The sequence below is a fragment of the Vibrio sp. Of14-4 genome (assembly GCF_022347625.1).
GTDB classification, from domain to species: domain Bacteria; phylum Pseudomonadota; class Gammaproteobacteria; order Enterobacterales; family Vibrionaceae; genus Vibrio; species Vibrio pristinus.
Genome location: NZ_JAKRGI010000009.1, coordinates 44528 through 61496, shown reverse-complemented (window position 1 = coordinate 61496; position 16969 = coordinate 44528). Strand labels below are relative to the sequence as shown.

At 42.9% G+C, this 16969-nt stretch carries 12 protein-coding genes; 6 read left to right on the top strand and 6 right to left on the bottom strand.

Translation table 11 applies throughout. The features are described from left to right. Positions 1–42 precede the first annotated feature (42 nt). Together recC and MHN79_RS10595 are read right to left on the bottom strand one after the other, a co-directional pair. On the bottom strand, positions 43–3516 hold the full coding sequence (gene recC, locus MHN79_RS10600) for an exodeoxyribonuclease V subunit gamma (protein WP_239172864.1): 3474 nt from the start codon (positions 3514–3516) through the stop codon (positions 43–45). A 94-nt stretch (positions 3517–3610) separates the two neighbouring features. Continuing rightward, positions 3611–4579: a TDT family transporter gene (locus tag MHN79_RS10595; RefSeq protein ID WP_239172935.1), complete on the bottom strand. Its 969-nt coding sequence runs from the start codon at positions 4577–4579 to the stop codon at positions 3611–3613. 110 nt (positions 4580–4689) lie between these two features. Here MHN79_RS10595 and MHN79_RS10590 point away from each other — a divergent pair, with 110 nt between their 5' ends. From MHN79_RS10590 to ppk2, 4 genes are all read left to right on the top strand, one after another. Then, positions 4690–5586 carry a LysR family transcriptional regulator gene (locus MHN79_RS10590; protein WP_239172863.1) on the top strand — a complete coding sequence of 299 codons (897 nt, stop codon included), beginning with the start codon at positions 4690–4692 and terminating at the stop codon, positions 5584–5586. Positions 5587–5688: 102 nt separating this feature from the next. After that, complete coding sequence (locus tag MHN79_RS10585; RefSeq protein WP_239172862.1) at positions 5689–5994, top strand: YebG family protein; 306 nt, start codon at positions 5689–5691, stop codon at positions 5992–5994. A 181-nt stretch (positions 5995–6175) separates the two neighbouring features. After that, on the top strand, positions 6176–6922 hold the full coding sequence (locus MHN79_RS10580; protein ID WP_239172861.1) for a copper homeostasis protein CutC: 747 nt from the start codon (positions 6176–6178) through the stop codon (positions 6920–6922). Positions 6923–6979: 57 nt separating this feature from the next. Beyond that, positions 6980–7762 (top strand): polyphosphate kinase 2, encoded by a 783-nt coding sequence (ppk2, locus tag MHN79_RS10575; protein WP_239172860.1) that lies wholly within the window; start codon positions 6980–6982, stop codon positions 7760–7762. Positions 7763–7775: 13 nt separating this feature from the next. Here the strand turns inward: ppk2 and phoU are convergent, their stop codons facing one another. From phoU to MHN79_RS10555, 4 genes are read right to left on the bottom strand one after another with little or no spacing between them, the layout of a single operon-like run. Then, positions 7776–8474, bottom strand: coding sequence for a phosphate signaling complex protein PhoU (phoU, locus tag MHN79_RS10570; RefSeq protein ID WP_114786588.1), 699 nt, complete (start codon positions 8472–8474; stop codon positions 7776–7778). A gap of 21 nt (positions 8475–8495) precedes the next feature. Further along, positions 8496–9314, bottom strand: coding sequence for a phosphate ABC transporter ATP-binding protein PstB (pstB, locus tag MHN79_RS10565; protein WP_239172859.1), 819 nt, complete (start codon positions 9312–9314; stop codon positions 8496–8498). A 3-nt stretch (positions 9315–9317) separates the two neighbouring features. Then, positions 9318–10973, bottom strand: coding sequence for a phosphate ABC transporter permease PstA (gene pstA / locus MHN79_RS10560; protein ID WP_239172858.1), 1656 nt, complete (start codon positions 10971–10973; stop codon positions 9318–9320). A 23-nt stretch (positions 10974–10996) separates the two neighbouring features. Then, a complete protein-coding gene (locus MHN79_RS10555; protein ID WP_239172857.1) occupies positions 10997–13186 on the bottom strand; it encodes an ABC transporter permease subunit in 2190 nt (729 codons plus the stop codon). Positions 13187–13377: 191 nt separating this feature from the next. Here MHN79_RS10555 and ppk1 point away from each other — a divergent pair, with 191 nt between their 5' ends. Both ppk1 and ppx read left to right on the top strand, forming a co-directional pair. Continuing rightward, positions 13378–15489, top strand: coding sequence for a polyphosphate kinase 1 (gene ppk1, locus MHN79_RS10550; protein ID WP_239172856.1), 2112 nt, complete (start codon positions 13378–13380; stop codon positions 15487–15489). After that, entirely contained in the window at positions 15464–16963 is a 1500-nt protein-coding gene (gene ppx / locus MHN79_RS10545; RefSeq protein ID WP_239172855.1) for an exopolyphosphatase, read from the top strand. The genes ppk1 and ppx overlap by 26 nt, the downstream gene beginning before the upstream one ends. Positions 16964–16969: the final 6 nt, after the last annotated feature.

Genomic DNA, 16969 nt, shown 5'->3' with positions numbered 1-16969 from the left:
CTCAGGCTCGTGATAATTGACATTATTAAACACCTTCACCGGTTACTTCTCGTCATCGGCCTGTACAGCTAATCTCGGAGCTTGGATAACCAAAGCCGCTAACTCCCACACTTGACTTGCAAGCTCATCACTCCACTGGGGCCAAATCCTATTAATATAAGTATTCGCCCCTTCACCTTTGTTGAAATAGCCATCTTTGTTGAAATAACCATTGTTGAACACCTCAGCCATCTTCTTAAACGACTTTTCTTGATTATCAGACCAACTGCCTCGATTAAAGCCTGCTTCTACACAAGCTAAGGCGGTATTGGGAAAATAAGCTAGGGGTGTGGTCATCCCTTGATAATACAGTCGAATCAATTCACCAAGATGAGATTGAGCCAATGACGTGTCAGCGATTGAAGGAAAGCTTAAGTGAACAACACCCTCTTTACGATCGTAACCAAGCAGATGGGTAGGCTGGTTTTGTCCCATGGCATTGATGGCCAGATGATCTATCCAAGCGGATAAGTAATCTTGAGCTCTTATGCGACCACTGCGAAAGCGCACCAAACCTGAACGATAGTTTTGTGTTAACCAACCACTAAGTTCAACAACTCGTCCCTCACCTAATACGTCAAACGACAACTTTACTTCATGATCTTCTTTTTCGTCACAACAAAGCCAAGCTAGCTTTTCGACTAACTCCTGCGCTTGGACCCGATTGGTTTCAAACTCAATATCTCCAAAAGCGCCCACTGGTAACTTTCCTTGAGCTCTTTGCTCTGCAATAAAATCGTCGATAATAACTTGTTGCTCGAGGTCCCCTTTATGTTGCGCCTCGAGTAAAACTTCAAGCAAACTGTCTCGCATTTGATAGCTTTCTAGACCATTAAGGGCAAAAGGTTCCTCATCTTGAGTTACAGGTAAAGGGGGTTCAAACACCACTTTTAAACGCCGGTTAAAGAAATATTGCACCGGCAATCGCCAAAAGCGTTGTAATTCAACTAAATCCAAATCTAGCGGATAGACAGCATCAAGCAAATAATCACTTAACTGGCGATTAAACTGACCGCTACTATGGCCTTGACGATTAACAGCCGGAAGCCACTCTTTGGCATAGCTAACATTACCATTGGCAAACGCATTAACGCTAAAAGGCACCATGGGATGTAAACGCCGTATCCATGCCAGCAATTGTTGGCCAGATTGATCGGAGTCCAAGCCTTCATCTCCCGCCAAGCAATAGTTGTGTTGGCAATATTCCATCAGCTCGGAGACCAAAACTGAGGCTACTCGTTCAGTGTTATCTTGAATTGAGCGACCAACATAACTGATGTAAAGCTTTTGTTGTGCAGACAACAAAGCCTCTAGAAAAAGATACCTATCATCATCACGGCGCGAACGGTCCCCAGGTCGAGCCCTACCATTCATAAGATCAAAACCTTCTGGCGCGACGGTCCGCGGATATACGCCATCATTCATGCCTAATAGGCATACAATGTGAAACGGAATTGAGCGCATTGGCATCAAAGTACAAAAGTTGACCTGTCCTGCAAGAAAACGCTGACTGACTCGAGTCGTTGAAAGCTTCTTTTTGAGGTACTGTGAGACAATATTTGGCGTCAAGTCTTGCTGATAGGCTGCCTCTTTAATCTGCTCATGTAACCCAGATAAGGTATCCCGTATTGACTTAAGTGCAGCTTCTCCCTCTATATCTACCATAAAGAAATCATCCAAGGCCAAGATCAATACTTCACGCCATTTATCAATCGGCTGAGATACAGATAACTTGCTGCGATAATCACTAACAGTTTGAATAAAGTGAGCCAATTTTCCCGCAAGCTCGGCATTCATGCCTTGAACTTGATTGTAAGGGGCAAGTAAACCACTTTGAGTTTCTAGTAATCCAGCGGAGTCAGGCATTGCATACCCAAGTAACATACGCTGGATACCGAATTGCCATGTATTTTGCGCCGTTTGAGGCAAATCGAATTCTTCTCCAGTACTGAGGTTTAGTCCCCAGCGAATACCTGACTCCTCTACCCAGAGTTTAGCTTGCACAAACTCCTCAGCACTGAGGCCGAACCGAGCAAGTATGGCGGGCGTTTCCAAAAGCTCGAGTAGCTCTGAGGCAAGACAACGGGTGTTGGGTAAGTTCACTACTTGCATGAAAGAGTGCAAAATAGGACTTTCTTGATCTGCGGTTCTATCTGAGATCGAATAAGGAATAAATCGCTCTCCCGGCGCATTACCAAATACAGCTTGAATCGCTGGACTATAGGCATTGATATCGGCCACCATAACGATAATATCGCGTGGCTTTAAACTCGGCTGCCGATCAAACATAGACAGCAATTGATCATGCAACACCTCGACTTCTCGCATTGCACTGTGGCAAACATGTAAACTGATAGAGTCATCTTGAGGCTCAACCCTGTGCTTGTGGGCACTAGAATCAATCAATTGATCATTTTGCTGCTCTTCAAGATTGAGAATGTCCGCCTGCACATTATGTAGCAGAGAGTCTCTATCGATATCCACAAAGGCTTCAATTTCATGGGAGTCAAGCTGTGATAGCAAAAACATATTGTCTCTGCCAAGTTTCCCCATAGAGGCAAGCAAGCTATTGCCAATAGCGTTGGTGTGAAGCTCGTCATCTAAGTTCTGATCAATATCCCCTTTAAGCTGATGCGTTTCACCTTCAAGTTCAGAATGATCCTCTTTCCACACCAAATGTTGGCGGTGCCTAGCAGCAAGGCGAGCAAGATACTTTCGATCACGAACTTCGCCCCAGTAGTAACGACAAGGATTAGTAAACATTAAATGCACATCAATGTGCTTACCCATGGCTTTGAGCGCGTCCATATAGCGCGGTGGCAAAGACGTGATACCAAAGACAAACAAACGCTTAGGTAGCTGTTCAAAATGATGAGTACTATTTTCTAACTTAGAAATAAAATCTTGATAGAGATTTGCTCTATGATAGGGAGATTGACCTAAAGAAGTGGTGTGCTCATATAAAGCTCGCCATAAAATAGGCTGCCAATTATGCTCTCCTTGTAACTCCAGCACCTCTTGTTCCAATTCCCAACTGGCAATCCATTCAGGTCGGTAGACAAGGTAGCCATCATAAATATCTGCAATTTTCTCCGCGACCTGATAAAGCTTGCTCTGATCGTCATCACCTTGCAGATAGTGTTTTAAGGCAGAAAACTCTGCATTATCTAGCAACCGAGGAAGCGTTTGCATTAACTTCCAAGTCATCGCCTCTTTGTTAAATGCGCTGCGCTGAGGGACATCAGTCAGAACTTGGGTGAACATATCCCATATAAAAGTTGCGGGGAGAGGAAAAGTGATATTTGCCGCAACACCGAATTCTTTAGCTAACTCTATTTTCAGCCACTGGGACATACCAGGGCTCTGAACCAAAATCTGTTCTTGTTCAAAGGGATTATCTAAAGGGTTCAAGCGAACCAATTCGACAAGTAGGGATTTTAAAACATCAACTTGGTTGGAATGGTAGACAGTAAACAAAGCGCACTCACACTATCATTGCCGCAATTGGCTTCAGATTAGCATAAGTGCATTGCTTTCTTGAGTATTAAACACAAATCAATCCATCAAAAGGTTATGCATTACGCACTATCACTTTATGAGGTTGATAAAAGTTAAAGTACCTGATTGCCACATAAGCAATAACACCTGTTGCAACAATCAACTCAAAGCCTGCTAGCATATGAATTTGATGCACATATTGACTATCCAATCCAGATGTTTGCATCCAATTGGCAAGCTTAAATAATGCTGTAGATCCTATTGCCATAGGGAAAGTAAAAGCGGCATAACCAGGGCTAAAAGGCAATCTCAATAGTTTAAAGAAAGCGAGGTAAATAATGGCAGTCATTAGTACACCAATACCAAATAACAGCCCCACAATTACTGGTGAAGGTTGAGACACCACGGTTAAATAACCAGCTAGGGAAAGACTGGCAGGAGCCGCCATAATCGCAAGTGTTGGTTTAGCAGCATCGGGCACTTGATGAGTAAACATAAAGCGATAAATCATCATAGGCAACATGACAGCATAGGCAAGCATACCAAATAGTAAAGTGCCATTAGCAATGAACAATAAATCTGGATTACCCGAAAAAGACACATCAGCAACGATAATGCCTACTGGTGGAACGAACCAACTCGGTACCATATGATGTAGCTCAAACTCTTTTGCTCTGTGGTACACAAAACTGACAAGGAAAATAATATGTAAACCGACAGCGGCAAGCCAGAGCATGTCACCAAGCATGGGGGAAAAGTGGCCAAGAGAGTTCGACACCACCATGGTCGCCATTGCAAAGGTAGGTACTACACTGCCAACGACTGGGTGCGCAAGATCTTGCCCAAGCAAATGACCGTGAAAAAGAAATTTCACTGCCAATACCACCAGTAATACTGTTGCGATAACAGCACCAAATAGTTGACCATAACCATGCAAAGGAGCGAAATTCTCCCAACACCATCCTAAACTGGCAATCCCTAGCGCTAATCCTGCCATTGGTGTGGGTGCTCCCATCACTTTTGCTTTTGTCGCTTTAATCATCATTGCCTCACAATCTTTTTCTGTTTCCTACTAGAAATAATACGCTTGATATTCGTTCGAATATATCTGATTATTTAAAACATACGTTCAGATTAAATTAACAAAACCATATGGCCGCCAATATTTCTCTTAAGCAACTGAAAGTATTTATATCCATTACTCAGCATGACACGCTTACCGCAGCCTCGGAGGCATTATTTTTATCAAAAGCGGCGGTAAGTATGGCGCTTTCCGAGCTTGAAAAGCAGATTGGCCATTCTTTATTTGATCGTGTTAATAACCGCCTTATTCTCAACCAAGAAGGACAAAAACTCTTGCCTCTCGCTGATGAGTTACTGCATCGAGCTCAGGATATTAATCAGCTATTTGATGGAGGTAAAACTCTAACTGGAGAACTGCGTATTGGAGCTAGCGATACGGTTGGTAATCAGGTCGCTCCTTATTTACTAAGTGATTTTCGCAAGCAAACCATGCACAAATCTCAGAGCCTTTTTATCTCTAACTCTGCTTTGATTTGTGAAAAGCTCATCGATTATGAACTCGATATTGCACTCATCGAGGGAAAAACCAATCATCCTTTATTGATTTCGACTCAATTTAGCCAAGATGAAATGTGTGTCATTTGTTCTCCAGATTCACCTCTGGTAAAGAAAAAGCAAATCTCTTTGGATACATTGGAAGGAAGTGAATGGGCTTTACGAGAACCGGGCTCTGGCTCGCGAGAGTTTTTTCTTCGCACCATAGCGCCAAGACTCGAACAATGGCAGGAAAGCTTTCAACTCAATACAACGGAAGCACTGATTAATAGTGTTGCAGCAGGCTTAGGCTTAAGCTGTTTATCCCGCCTTTCTGCGCAGCCCGCCATACAAGATGGTCGAGTCGTTGAGTTAATACTTCCTCTGGATATGAAAAGACGTTTCTGGCTTTTACTGCACAAAGAAAAATATCAAAGCCCTCTACTAAAGTCCTTTATTGATTTTTGCCATTCATGGCAGAAAAGTAGATAGTTTTATGCTTTAAACTCATATCCAATCTGGACTTAATAGAATAAAAGCTGTATAAAAAGACAGTAAATAATTCAACTAATTTTTTGAGCTAGAGGACCAACCATGGCTGTAATCGTCAAGTACGTGGTAGAACGTAATGGAGAAGAAAAAATGACTTTTACCTCTAAAGCGGAAGCTGATGCCTATGACAAAATGCTTGATATGGCTGATGAGCTTTTTGAGCTATTAGGTAAAAGCGAATTGCTAGAAGATGAATCTAAGCAAGAAGACTTAGCCATGTTCTTGGCACAACACAAAGAAGATCTGCTATTCGCCCTTGGTGCTAAACGCAAACCAGCGGCAAAGAAAAAAGCGGTAGAGTCGGTCGAAGAAATCAATGAGGCTCCAGCTCAAGACGACGCAGCCTAAGTATTCTTACTTTTCTATCATATGGCCGTGTTGACTTAAGTCATTGATATTTTGAGTTAACACGTCCTCTCCTCATGACTACATCTGCTTTGGGGAAAACGCATTTCGCTATTTTTACCCTAATAAATTCCTTGCGCTTCATTTATCATGGTGACTCGATTTTGAGTTTGAGTCAGTAACCATGAGCTATGTTGTTGAAGTTTGTATCGATAATCTTGAATCTCTCCACAATGCAATAGAAGGCGGCGCAACGCGCATAGAGCTATGTTCCTCTTTGGCTCTCGGTGGTTTAACCCCAAGCTATGGCATGATGAAGCAAGCAGCTAAACTATCCAATATTCCTGTTTTTGCCATGATACGCCCTCGTCAAGGAGACTTTCTCTACGACCAAGATGATATTGAAAGCATGCTGATAGATATAGAAGCCGCAGCACATGCCGGAATGAACGGCGTAGTATTTGGCGTCTTAAACTCTGAAGGACATGTAAACATGGAGCATAGCCGTCGACTGATCAATAAGGCCAAGCATCACGAGTTAGAGGTTACTTTTCATCGCGCTATAGATCAATGCGTGGATTATCGACAAGCTATCAATGATATTGCAGAGCTTGGCTGCGAACGAGCGCTAACATCAGGTTTAAGCGCCAACGTTGAACAAGGTCTTGATACCTTATGCGACATGGCAAAGCTCGCCAAAGGAAGACTAACCATTATTGCAGGTTCGGGACTAAACGCAGACAATGTCAACACGATCGTTGACAAAGCTCAAATAACCGAAGTCCATTTATCAGGAAAATCCACCCGTGCCAGTAAAATGCAAAATTTCTCAAGTAACGCCAAAATGGGTCAACAAAGCTTGGATGATTTTGTTGTTCCTATCACTAACTCGCTCGCGATTAAAAAGGTAGTAAAAGCTCTCAATTCTTAGTTTCTATTCTCTTGCGCCCATGCTCGAAGTGATAGCCTTTACTGAAAAGGTAAACTCATGGACGAAGATAAAATGAATAAAAAACTCTATAAAAAAGAGCTCGCTAGGCTTCAAACAGAATTGGTTAAACTTCAAGAATGGGTCAAACAAGAAGGACTAAAAGTCGTTGTTATTTTTGAAGGTCGCGACGCTGCTGGCAAAGGCGGCGTGATAAAACGCATCACTGAAAAGCTAAACCCACGTGTATGCCGAATCGCGGCCCTACCCACACCGACGGAAAAAGAAAAAACACAATGGTACTTCCAGCGTTACGTTGCTCATTTACCCTCGGCAGGTGAAATCGTCCTCTTTGACCGAAGTTGGTATAACAGGGCTGGAGTTGAACGTGTAATGAATTTTTGCACTGAAGAGCAGTACACGGAATTTCTGCGATCTTGCCCTGAATTTGAGCATATGTTGCAGCGTTCTGGGATTATCTTAATAAAATATTGGTTTTCGGTTTCTGATCAAGAACAAGAAAAACGCTTTCTCGAAAGAATTCATACTCCCATCAAACGTTGGAAGTTTAGTCCAATGGATCTTGAATCACGCCAGCGCTGGGCAGAATATTCACAAGCCAAAGATCAGATGTTTGCTCACACAGATACTGAACATTGCCCATGGTGGGTAGTGCCGTCAGACAGTAAGAAACAAGCCAGATTAAATTGTATTAGCCATCTGCTTAATCAGATTGACTATCAGGGAATTCACTATCCCGACATTCTATTACCCGAATTAAAAAAAGCTGGGTATGACCGTGCTCCCATAGAGGCACAAACCTTGGTCCCAGAAACATACTAGCGCGTTGAGTCATCTAACGCAGGGCATCATCAATGCTTTGATCACCCAAGTGGCGTACATCCTTACCCTTAACAAAGTAAATAATGTACTCACAAATATTTTGGCAGCGATCGCCCACACGTTCGATCGCACGAGCAGACCACATGACTTGCAGTATATGAGGAATATTTTTCGGATCTTCCATCATATAAGTCATTAACTGGCGAATCACAGCTTCGTATTCAGCATCAATTTTATCATCCAATTTATGCACCTCAGCAGCCGACTCGACATCCATGCGCGCAAAGGCATCAAGAGCCTGATGCAACATCGCGATTGCCTGGCGACAAAGAGGTTCCAAGGATATTTGAAACTGGCGCTCTTTCGACGATGGACTTTCAATCGCAACATAAGCCATGCGAGTTGCCACATCACCAATGCGCTCAAGGTCAGTAATTGTTTTGATGATCGCCATGATCAAACGTAAGTCTTTTGCTGTCGGCTGACGCTTGGCAATAATACGCGTGCATGCCTCATCAATCGACACTTCCATTGCGTTAACTTTGTGATCATCTCGCACAACTTTTCGCGCAAGCTCCACATCTTCTTTGTGCAAAGCTTGCATAGCAAATGAAAGTTGCTGTTCAACCAATCCCCCCATAGTGAGAACATGGGTACGAATAGATTCTAGCTCGACATTAAATTGACCGGATATGTGACGTCCAAAGTTCATAGCAATCATTTCACTCCAATACTACCCGTAACGGCCAGTAATATAATCTTCCGTTTGTTTTTGGCGAGGTGAGGTAAAAATTGAGTCTGTATCAGCATACTCGACCAACTTTCCCATATGGATAAAAGCAGTATGATCACTCACCCTAGCGGCTTGCTGCATGTTGTGAGTGACAATCACCACCGTATATCTTGTTTTAAGTTCACTGATCAACTCTTCAATGGTCAATGTTGATATGGGGTCCAATGCCGATGTCGGTTCATCAAGAAGTAACACTTCTGGCTCAATGGCTATCGCTCTTGCAATAACCAAACGTTGTTGCTGACCACCTGATAAACCAAATGCATTCTCATGGAGACGATCTTTAACTTCATCCCACAAGGCAGCAGCGCGAAGGGATGCTTCCGCCGCATCATCCAGAGTGCGACTATTTTTTATTCCTTGTAGGCGTAAACCGTATACCACATTTTCATAGATGGATTTTGGGAAAGGGTTCGGCCGCTGAAATACCATACCAACCCGCCTACGCAAAGTAGGCACATCCACTTGGGAATGATAAATATTACTACCATTCAGTTCCACCTTGCCTTCGACACGGCACCCTTCCACTAAATCGTTCATTCGATTAATACAACGTAACAACGTCGACTTACCACACCCAGAAGGACCAATAAATGCGGTAACATGTCCCTTCGGGATCCGCATAGAAATATCCATTAGCGTCTGCGTGTTATGGTAAAAAAGATTTAGCTTTTCAATACTAATTGCGGTCTGCTCATCAGTGAGCTTGTTCACATCAAGTGGCGCCGGATAGCCTAAAGTCTGATCAACTGAAAACATAGTTTAATCTTGCCCTAACGTTCGATATTTCTCGCGCAAATTATTACGAATACTGATCGCGGTTAAATTCAATCCAACGATCACACACACCAGCAAAAACGACGTGGCATAAACCAAGGGTCTTGCACTTTCTATGTTAGTCGTTTGAAACCCTACATCATAGATATGAAAACCTAAATGCATGAACTTTCGATCCAAATGCAAAAATGGGAACTGACTATCAAGGGGCAAACTCGAAGCCAACTTAACAACACCCACCAACATTAAAGGCGCCACTTCGCCTGCCGCTCGAGCTACGGCTAGAATCAGTCCTGTGAGGATCGCAGGGCTCGCCATGGGCAGTACAATTCTCCACATAGTTTCGAACTGGGTTGCCCCCAAAGCAAGTGATCCATTACGCACAGAATTGGGGATTCTAGTCAGTCCCTCTTCAGTTGACACAATAACAACCGGAAGTGTCAGTACAGCGAGAGTCAATGCCGACCATAGCAAACCTGGCGTACCAAATGTTGGAGCAGGTAGCTTTTCAGAATAAAACAAATCGTCAATCGACCCCCCGAGGGTGTAAACGAAAAATCCTAAACCAAATACCCCATAAACAATAGAGGGCACCCCCGCAAGATTAATCACAGCAACTCGTATTAATCGAGTTAAAGTATTGTTCTTGGCATACTCATGCAAATATATTGCTGCAATGACACCTAACGGCATGACGATCATCGACATGATTAAAACTAACAACACAGTGCCAAATATAGCGGGAAAAACACCACCCTCGGAGTTAGATTCTCTTGGTTCTGTGGTTAAAAACTTCCACACCTGATTAAGCCAATGATGAACTTTTTGCCAGATAGACATCTGATTGGGATACCAAACATCTAAAATCTCACTCAGTGAAATTTGGTATTCATTACCCTTCATGTCCTCTATAAGCAGGCCTTGCTGTTCTAGCTCCTGCCTAAGTGCATCTAACTCTGCTTCCATTTCTATAAGTTGTTGGCCAAATATTCGAGACTGATTGTCGTAACGTCTAATAAACTCTTCATCAAGCTGACCACTTATTTGACGCTTTTTCTTCTCCAGCTTGAGCTTAGAGTACTGAGCGCTGATCACTCTGATTTGTTTTTCAACCAAGCGATCAATTTTCAATCGCTGCTCTTTGGCAAAAAACAGGGCTTGTTCGATAGTTTCTTCAACATTTAAGGTCACCATGTTCTGATTGGCTAAAGTGAAGTAACCTGTGGGTTTGCCATAAAAATCTCCCCCTTGAGTACGCTCAACCACGGCCCACATCTTAGGCATTGATGGTTCAAGTAGGTCTTTTGACAATACAGAAATAAAATCGGCGGGATAAATATCGCGGTTGGCAATCTTAATATCCAACCTCTCGATATCACTTTCCTTTTCCATATCAAGCGGCAAATCTGCGTTCATCTGCTTTAAATAGTTAATCGATATTGATTCACGAGCGTAAAGCTGGCCGACAATCATCTCGCCTTGCTGATTGCTCCATTGGTATAGTGGAGAAGGCCAGAAATAAGATAAGCCTTTCCAGCCAATAAAGAGCAGTAAGCCAAGTACTGATAGCAAACTTACACTAACAGCACCACCTGTCAGCCATATCCATGGGGATCCAGAACTGAACCACTTAAATTCCATCAAATATCCCTAACTGAAAACATTTATAACGCACGGTATTTTTCTCTCAACCGTTGGCGAACCCATTCAGCTAATGAGTTCACAATAAAGGTAAATACCAATAAAATCAGAGCAGCTAAAAATAGAATTCTAAAATGAGAACTGCCCACCTCGGACTCTGGCATTTCAACGGCTATAGTGGCTGACAAAGTGCGCATGCCCTCAAGAATATTCCAGTCAATGAGCGGAGTATTACCTGTTGCCATAAGTACAATCATAGTTTCGCCTACAGCCCTACCCAGTCCCATCATAACCGCAGAAAAAATACCTGGACTCGCCGTTAATAAGACGACATGAATTAAGGTTTGCCAAGAGGTCGCCCCCAATGCCAAAGAGCCATCAGACAAATGCTTGGGAACAGAGAAAATAGCGTCCTCTGCAATCGTAAAAATCGTTGGTATAACCGCAAAACCCATAGCAAAACCGACCACCAGAGCATTGCGCTGATCAAAACCAATTCCCTTCTCTGCAAGGTAAACTCGAACATCGCCATCAAATAACCACCACTCGATAGTGGTGCTCTGACTCCATATCAAAACGGTAAGTAACACCATTAACGGCATTAAAATCACTACATGTAACCCATTGGGTAATCTTGAAGTCCAAACATTAGGAAGCCTGTTCCATAACCCACCGACCATTATGATTGATATGGGGAGTACAAGGATCAGTGCAATGACGGCAGATAGGTGGCTTTCCACCATGGGAGCAAACCAAAGGCCTGCGATAAAGCCAATAATAACTGTGGGCAGAGCTTCCATTAACTCTATCGAAGGCTTAACGACTCGGCGCATTGTCGGCGTCATAAAATAAGCGGTATAAATAGCTCCTAAAACGGCTATAGGCACTGCAAACATCATAGCAAAGGCAGCAGCTTTAAGAGTACCAAATGCAATAGGGACTAAACTATACTTAGCTTCAAATTCATCGTCAGCAGATGACGTTTGCCAAACATACTCTGGCTCAGGGTAACTCTCATACCATACTTTTTGCCAAAGCGAAGACCATGACACCTCAGGAAATGCATTATCAACATAGGCTAAACGTAATTCGTTGCCAGACAGAGTTAATAAATAAGTTTCATTATTAGACATGGCGGCTAATTGCGGCGATTTGTCATAAATCCGCTGAAAAATAGCCAGTTTCTCACTTGTCGTATAATGGCTTTTTACCGTTCCATTGGTGTAAAAACTGTAGAAACCTTTACGATACGTGTCGGGAAGCAAGAAAGTCAGTTGAGAAGCTAATTGAAAGTCTCGAATATGAGTCAAGCCCCGCAGGCCATTGGTCACAGTATCAAACCATTGCGCCACCAAGCCATCTTGATAAGTCACAAGCAAAGAGTAACCACCAGCAAGAAGGTTGATGTTTGTAACCACAGCTTTATCTTGGCCAAGGCTCAAATCTACAACTTCTCGAATACTAAAATCTAAGGCTCCTTTTTTAGCTACTACCAACTCAGAACCGGAACGAAGATAAAGCGTGTTCCCATCAGGTGTCATAATAAGTTGATCTAAGTGTTCAAATGGTTGAGGAAACTGATAGGAATGCACAGCTTGGTTAGTCTTCTGCCAGCGCACTCGTACTCGGCGATCATCATAATAACCTGCTAAGGTGATACTCGAGCCAACCGCATAATCAAAGCTCTTCAGAGAATACTCGTCGGAAAACTTTAGATCGAAAGGCTGAGAAATACGGTCAATTTTAGGCGAAAATACACGTTTATCGTTTTTTATAACATGGCGTAACTGCGGTTTGTACAAAAGCACGTCGCCAGATGTACTTGCAGCACCTACCCAACCATGAGTAAAACGATTTGAGCGATGTAAACGGTAACGACTGCCTAATTCATCGGTTTTGAACGGTGTTATCGAGCGACTGCCTAAAGCCCAAAAGTCCACATAACCTAACTTTGATACGACGTAAGCATGCTCTCCATTATCAGCAACACCAAGAATTACTGGCTTTTCGGTTGTTATCGACTCAATCGATACATTTGGCGTTATTTTCGCATCAGAAAATAACGGAATAACAACGGATAAAAGATAAATAAATAGTAAAACCAAAGCCGCTAATACAGTAATTCCGCCAGCCGATACCAGCCAACGAGCAAATCTGTCTTTCATTAGTCGCTTGCGATCACGTTCTCGCAATGAAAAATCGGCTTTGGCCATTTCACTCACTTATCTAGAAGTCCCCAGATGTATAATATTTCGATTAGGTGACAATTATATTACATAGCGGATTAAACAACTGAAAACAATGTATTAACTCAATTAAGGCAGATCCCTTATCTCCTTAAGTTGCACTTCTTCAGAGTATGACTCGGTAAGTCAACTTCGTCAGTCGGTCAATAGGAAAAATCATGAGCACAGAAAAGCTGTATATTGAAAAGGAACTCAGTTGGCTTTCTTTCAATGAACGTGTTTTACAAGAAGCCGGAGATAAAAAAGTACCACTCATCGAACGGATTCGATTTTTAGGTATATTTTCCAACAACTTGGATGAGTTTTACAAAGTACGCTTTGCCGATGTTAAGAGGCGCATCTTAATCAACCAAGAGCGCGGGAGCAATGGCAACTCCAAACATTTGCTAACTAAAATGCAAAGCAAAGCCCTTAAACTCAATGATAAGTTTGATGATTTGTACTCCGAGCTTATCCGAGAGATGGCGCGGCGAAAAATTTTCCTTATTAACGAAAATCAGCTAGACGCGTCACAACAGATATGGGTACGAAATTACTTTCGAAAACAGGTCCAGCCTCATATTACTCCACTTCTTTTGAGAGAGGACATCGATGTACTGGAGTTTCTCAAAGACGAATACACCTACCTTACGGTTGAACTCAAAAAAGCCGAGCATAGCCAATATGCTCTGATAGAAATTCCCACTGGTCACTTACCTCGCTTTGTCATGGTACCTGAAGACAAAGGTAGAGGTCGAAAAACCATTATTCTATTGGACAATATCATCAGATATTGTCTGGATGAGCTTTTCTACGGCTTCTTTGAATACGACCAACTCAAAGGCTATGCGATGAAAATGACCCGAGACGCCGAGTATGATTTAAGCCATGAGGTAGAACATAGTTTGCTCGAACAGATGTCTGAAGGGGTCAGTCAACGCCTAACTGCAATGCCTGTACGTTTTATTTACGAAATGGGAATGCCCCAAGCAATGTTAGTTTTTCTGTGCGACAAGCTTAGAATTTCCAATTACGACAGTCTGATTCCCGGAGGGCGTTACCATAACTTTAAAGACTTTATCGACTTTCCAAATGTAGGCCGAGATTACCTCGAAAACCGCCCTTTACCCCCATTACAATGTTCTGATTTCGATGGATATGCCAACAAATTTGACGCCATCAAGCAGCGGGATATTTTGCTTTACTACCCCTATCACACATTTGAACATATTACAGAACTTGTGCGTCAGGCTTCGTTTGATCCCAAAGTGTTGAGTATTAAAATTAATATTTATCGAGTAGCCAAAGATTCTCGCTTAATGAACTCTCTCATCGATGCTGTACATAATGGCAAACAGGTATCGGTCGTTGTTGAGCTACAAGCCCGCTTTGATGAAGAGGCCAATATAGAATGGTCAAAAGTGCTCACAGAGGCTGGCGTTCAAGTGCTTTTTGGCACACCGGGGTTAAAAATTCACTCTAAATTACTTCTCATCAGCCGCAAAGAAAATAATAGTGTGGTCCGGTATGCTCACATTGGCACTGGCAATTTTCACGAAAAAACCGCTAGAATCTATACTGACTTCTCTTTGTTAACCGCGGATCCCGAAATTACCCATGAAGTACAAAATGTATTTGCTTACATCGAAAATCCGTATCGCCCAGTAAAGTTTGAGCATCTTATCGTCTCACCTCGAAACTCACGGATAAAGCTTTATCATCATATAGACGAAGAAATCATCAATGCCAAAGCAGGTAAGCGAGCAGCCATCACACTCAAAGTCAATAACTTGGTCGATAAAGCCCTTATTAATAAGCTTTATGAAGCAAGTAATGCTGGGGTCAAAATCAAAATGGTGATTCGAGGCATGTGTTCATTGGTTCCGGGCGTAAAAGGTGTAAGTGAAAATATTCGCATCATCAGCATAGTAGACCGTTTTTTAGAACATCCAAGGGTGCTGATATTCCATAATAACGGGGCTCATAAAGTCTACATATCTTCAGCAGACTGGATGACTCGAAACATAGATTACAGAATTGAAGTTGCCGCTCCTGTTCGCGATCCAAGGCTCAAGCGACGCATTATTGACATAATCAATATTCACTTCACCGACACTGTAAAAGCACGACTCATAGACAAAGAAATGAGCAATAAATATGTACCACGCGGTAATCGCAAGAAAATCCGTTCGCAAATCGCCATATACGACTATCTTAAAGAAGTAGAAAAACAGACAAGAAAACGTAGGGAGCAAGTCCTTATTCATGAAGAAGTCCTCACAGAACCGTGATATTGCCGCTATCGACCTTGGCTCAAACAGCTTCCATATGGTGGTCGCTCGCGTAGTAGAACAGGGACTACAGCTTATTAGTCGCCACAGACAAAGAGTAAGATTAGGTGCTGGATTAAAAGGGCAAAAATACCTCGAGAATGATGCCATTGAAAGAGGGCTGGATTGTCTCGCTATGTTTGCTGAGCGGCTGCATGGCTTTGACCAAGATAACGTACGCATTGCAGCAACCCATACATTACGTCAAGCAAGTAATGCTCACCTTTTTCTGCTGCGGGCACGCGAAGTGCTGCCATTTCCCATTGAAATTATCCCTGGGGTCGAAGAAGCAAGACTAACTTACCTTGGCGTTGCCCATACCCAACCCGAATCAGATTCAAAACTTGTGATCGATATTGGTGGAGGAAGCACAGAAATTATTATCGGCCGAGGTTTTGAGCCTGAGTTAGTCAACAGTAAACAAATGGGGTGTGTCAGCTATACCAAACAATATTTTTCTAAGGGTAAGCTATCACCGAAAAACTTCGCCAAAGCCATACTGGGCGCTGAGCAAAAGATGGAATCCATAGCCTACCACTATAAGAAAAAAGGTTGGGATATCGCCTTTGGTTCATCAGGAACGATTAAAGCAATACGAGAAGTATTAATCGGTATGGGCTTTGACGATGGGCTGATCACTTCAAGACGATTAGATAAATTGATCGACACTTTGTGCCAATGGAACAGAATCAATGACATCAAACTCACCGGTCTCACAGCAGAGCGCCAATCTGTCTTTCCAGCGGGTGTTGCCATTCTAGCGGCGATACTCGCGAGTCTTAGAGTCAGCGAATTACACGTATCAGAAGGCGCTTTGCGAGAAGGCCTTTTGTTCCAAATGGAAGATAGCTTCCAGCGCTCAGATATTCGTATGAGGACAACTGAAAATCTCGCCAGTAAGCATGCGGTAGATTTGGAACATGCAGATAGAATAAAAAAGCAGGCCACTTTGTTTTTACAGCAGATACATCAAAATCTCGGCATCAAGAAACATTCTGAGCTCTTCGATTTACTCCAATGGGGAGCCTTGCTGCACGAGGTGGGGCTGAGTATCAGCCTACAAGCTTTTCATCGCCATTCCGCTTATATTCTTCGCCATACCTATATGCCTGGTTTCAACCGAGAGCAACAATCCGTGCTAGCCACTTTGGTTCGCTTTCAGAGAAAGGCTCTCAAGTTACATGAGATGGAAGAACTTACCCTGTTTAAGAAGAAGCATGTAGTTAGCTTGATTCGCATCTTGCGGCTTGCCATCTTACTCCATGGCCAACGCAGTAACGACCCCCTTCCTTTATTGGAACTGTCTACCGATGGCCCGACTTGGACCTTAAGTTCACAAGATAGGAGCTGGGTGAGTAACAATAAGTTACTACATGCAGATCTGACAACAGAGCAAAAACATTGGCGGAATGCAGGTTGGGATCTTCATTTCTAAAATAGA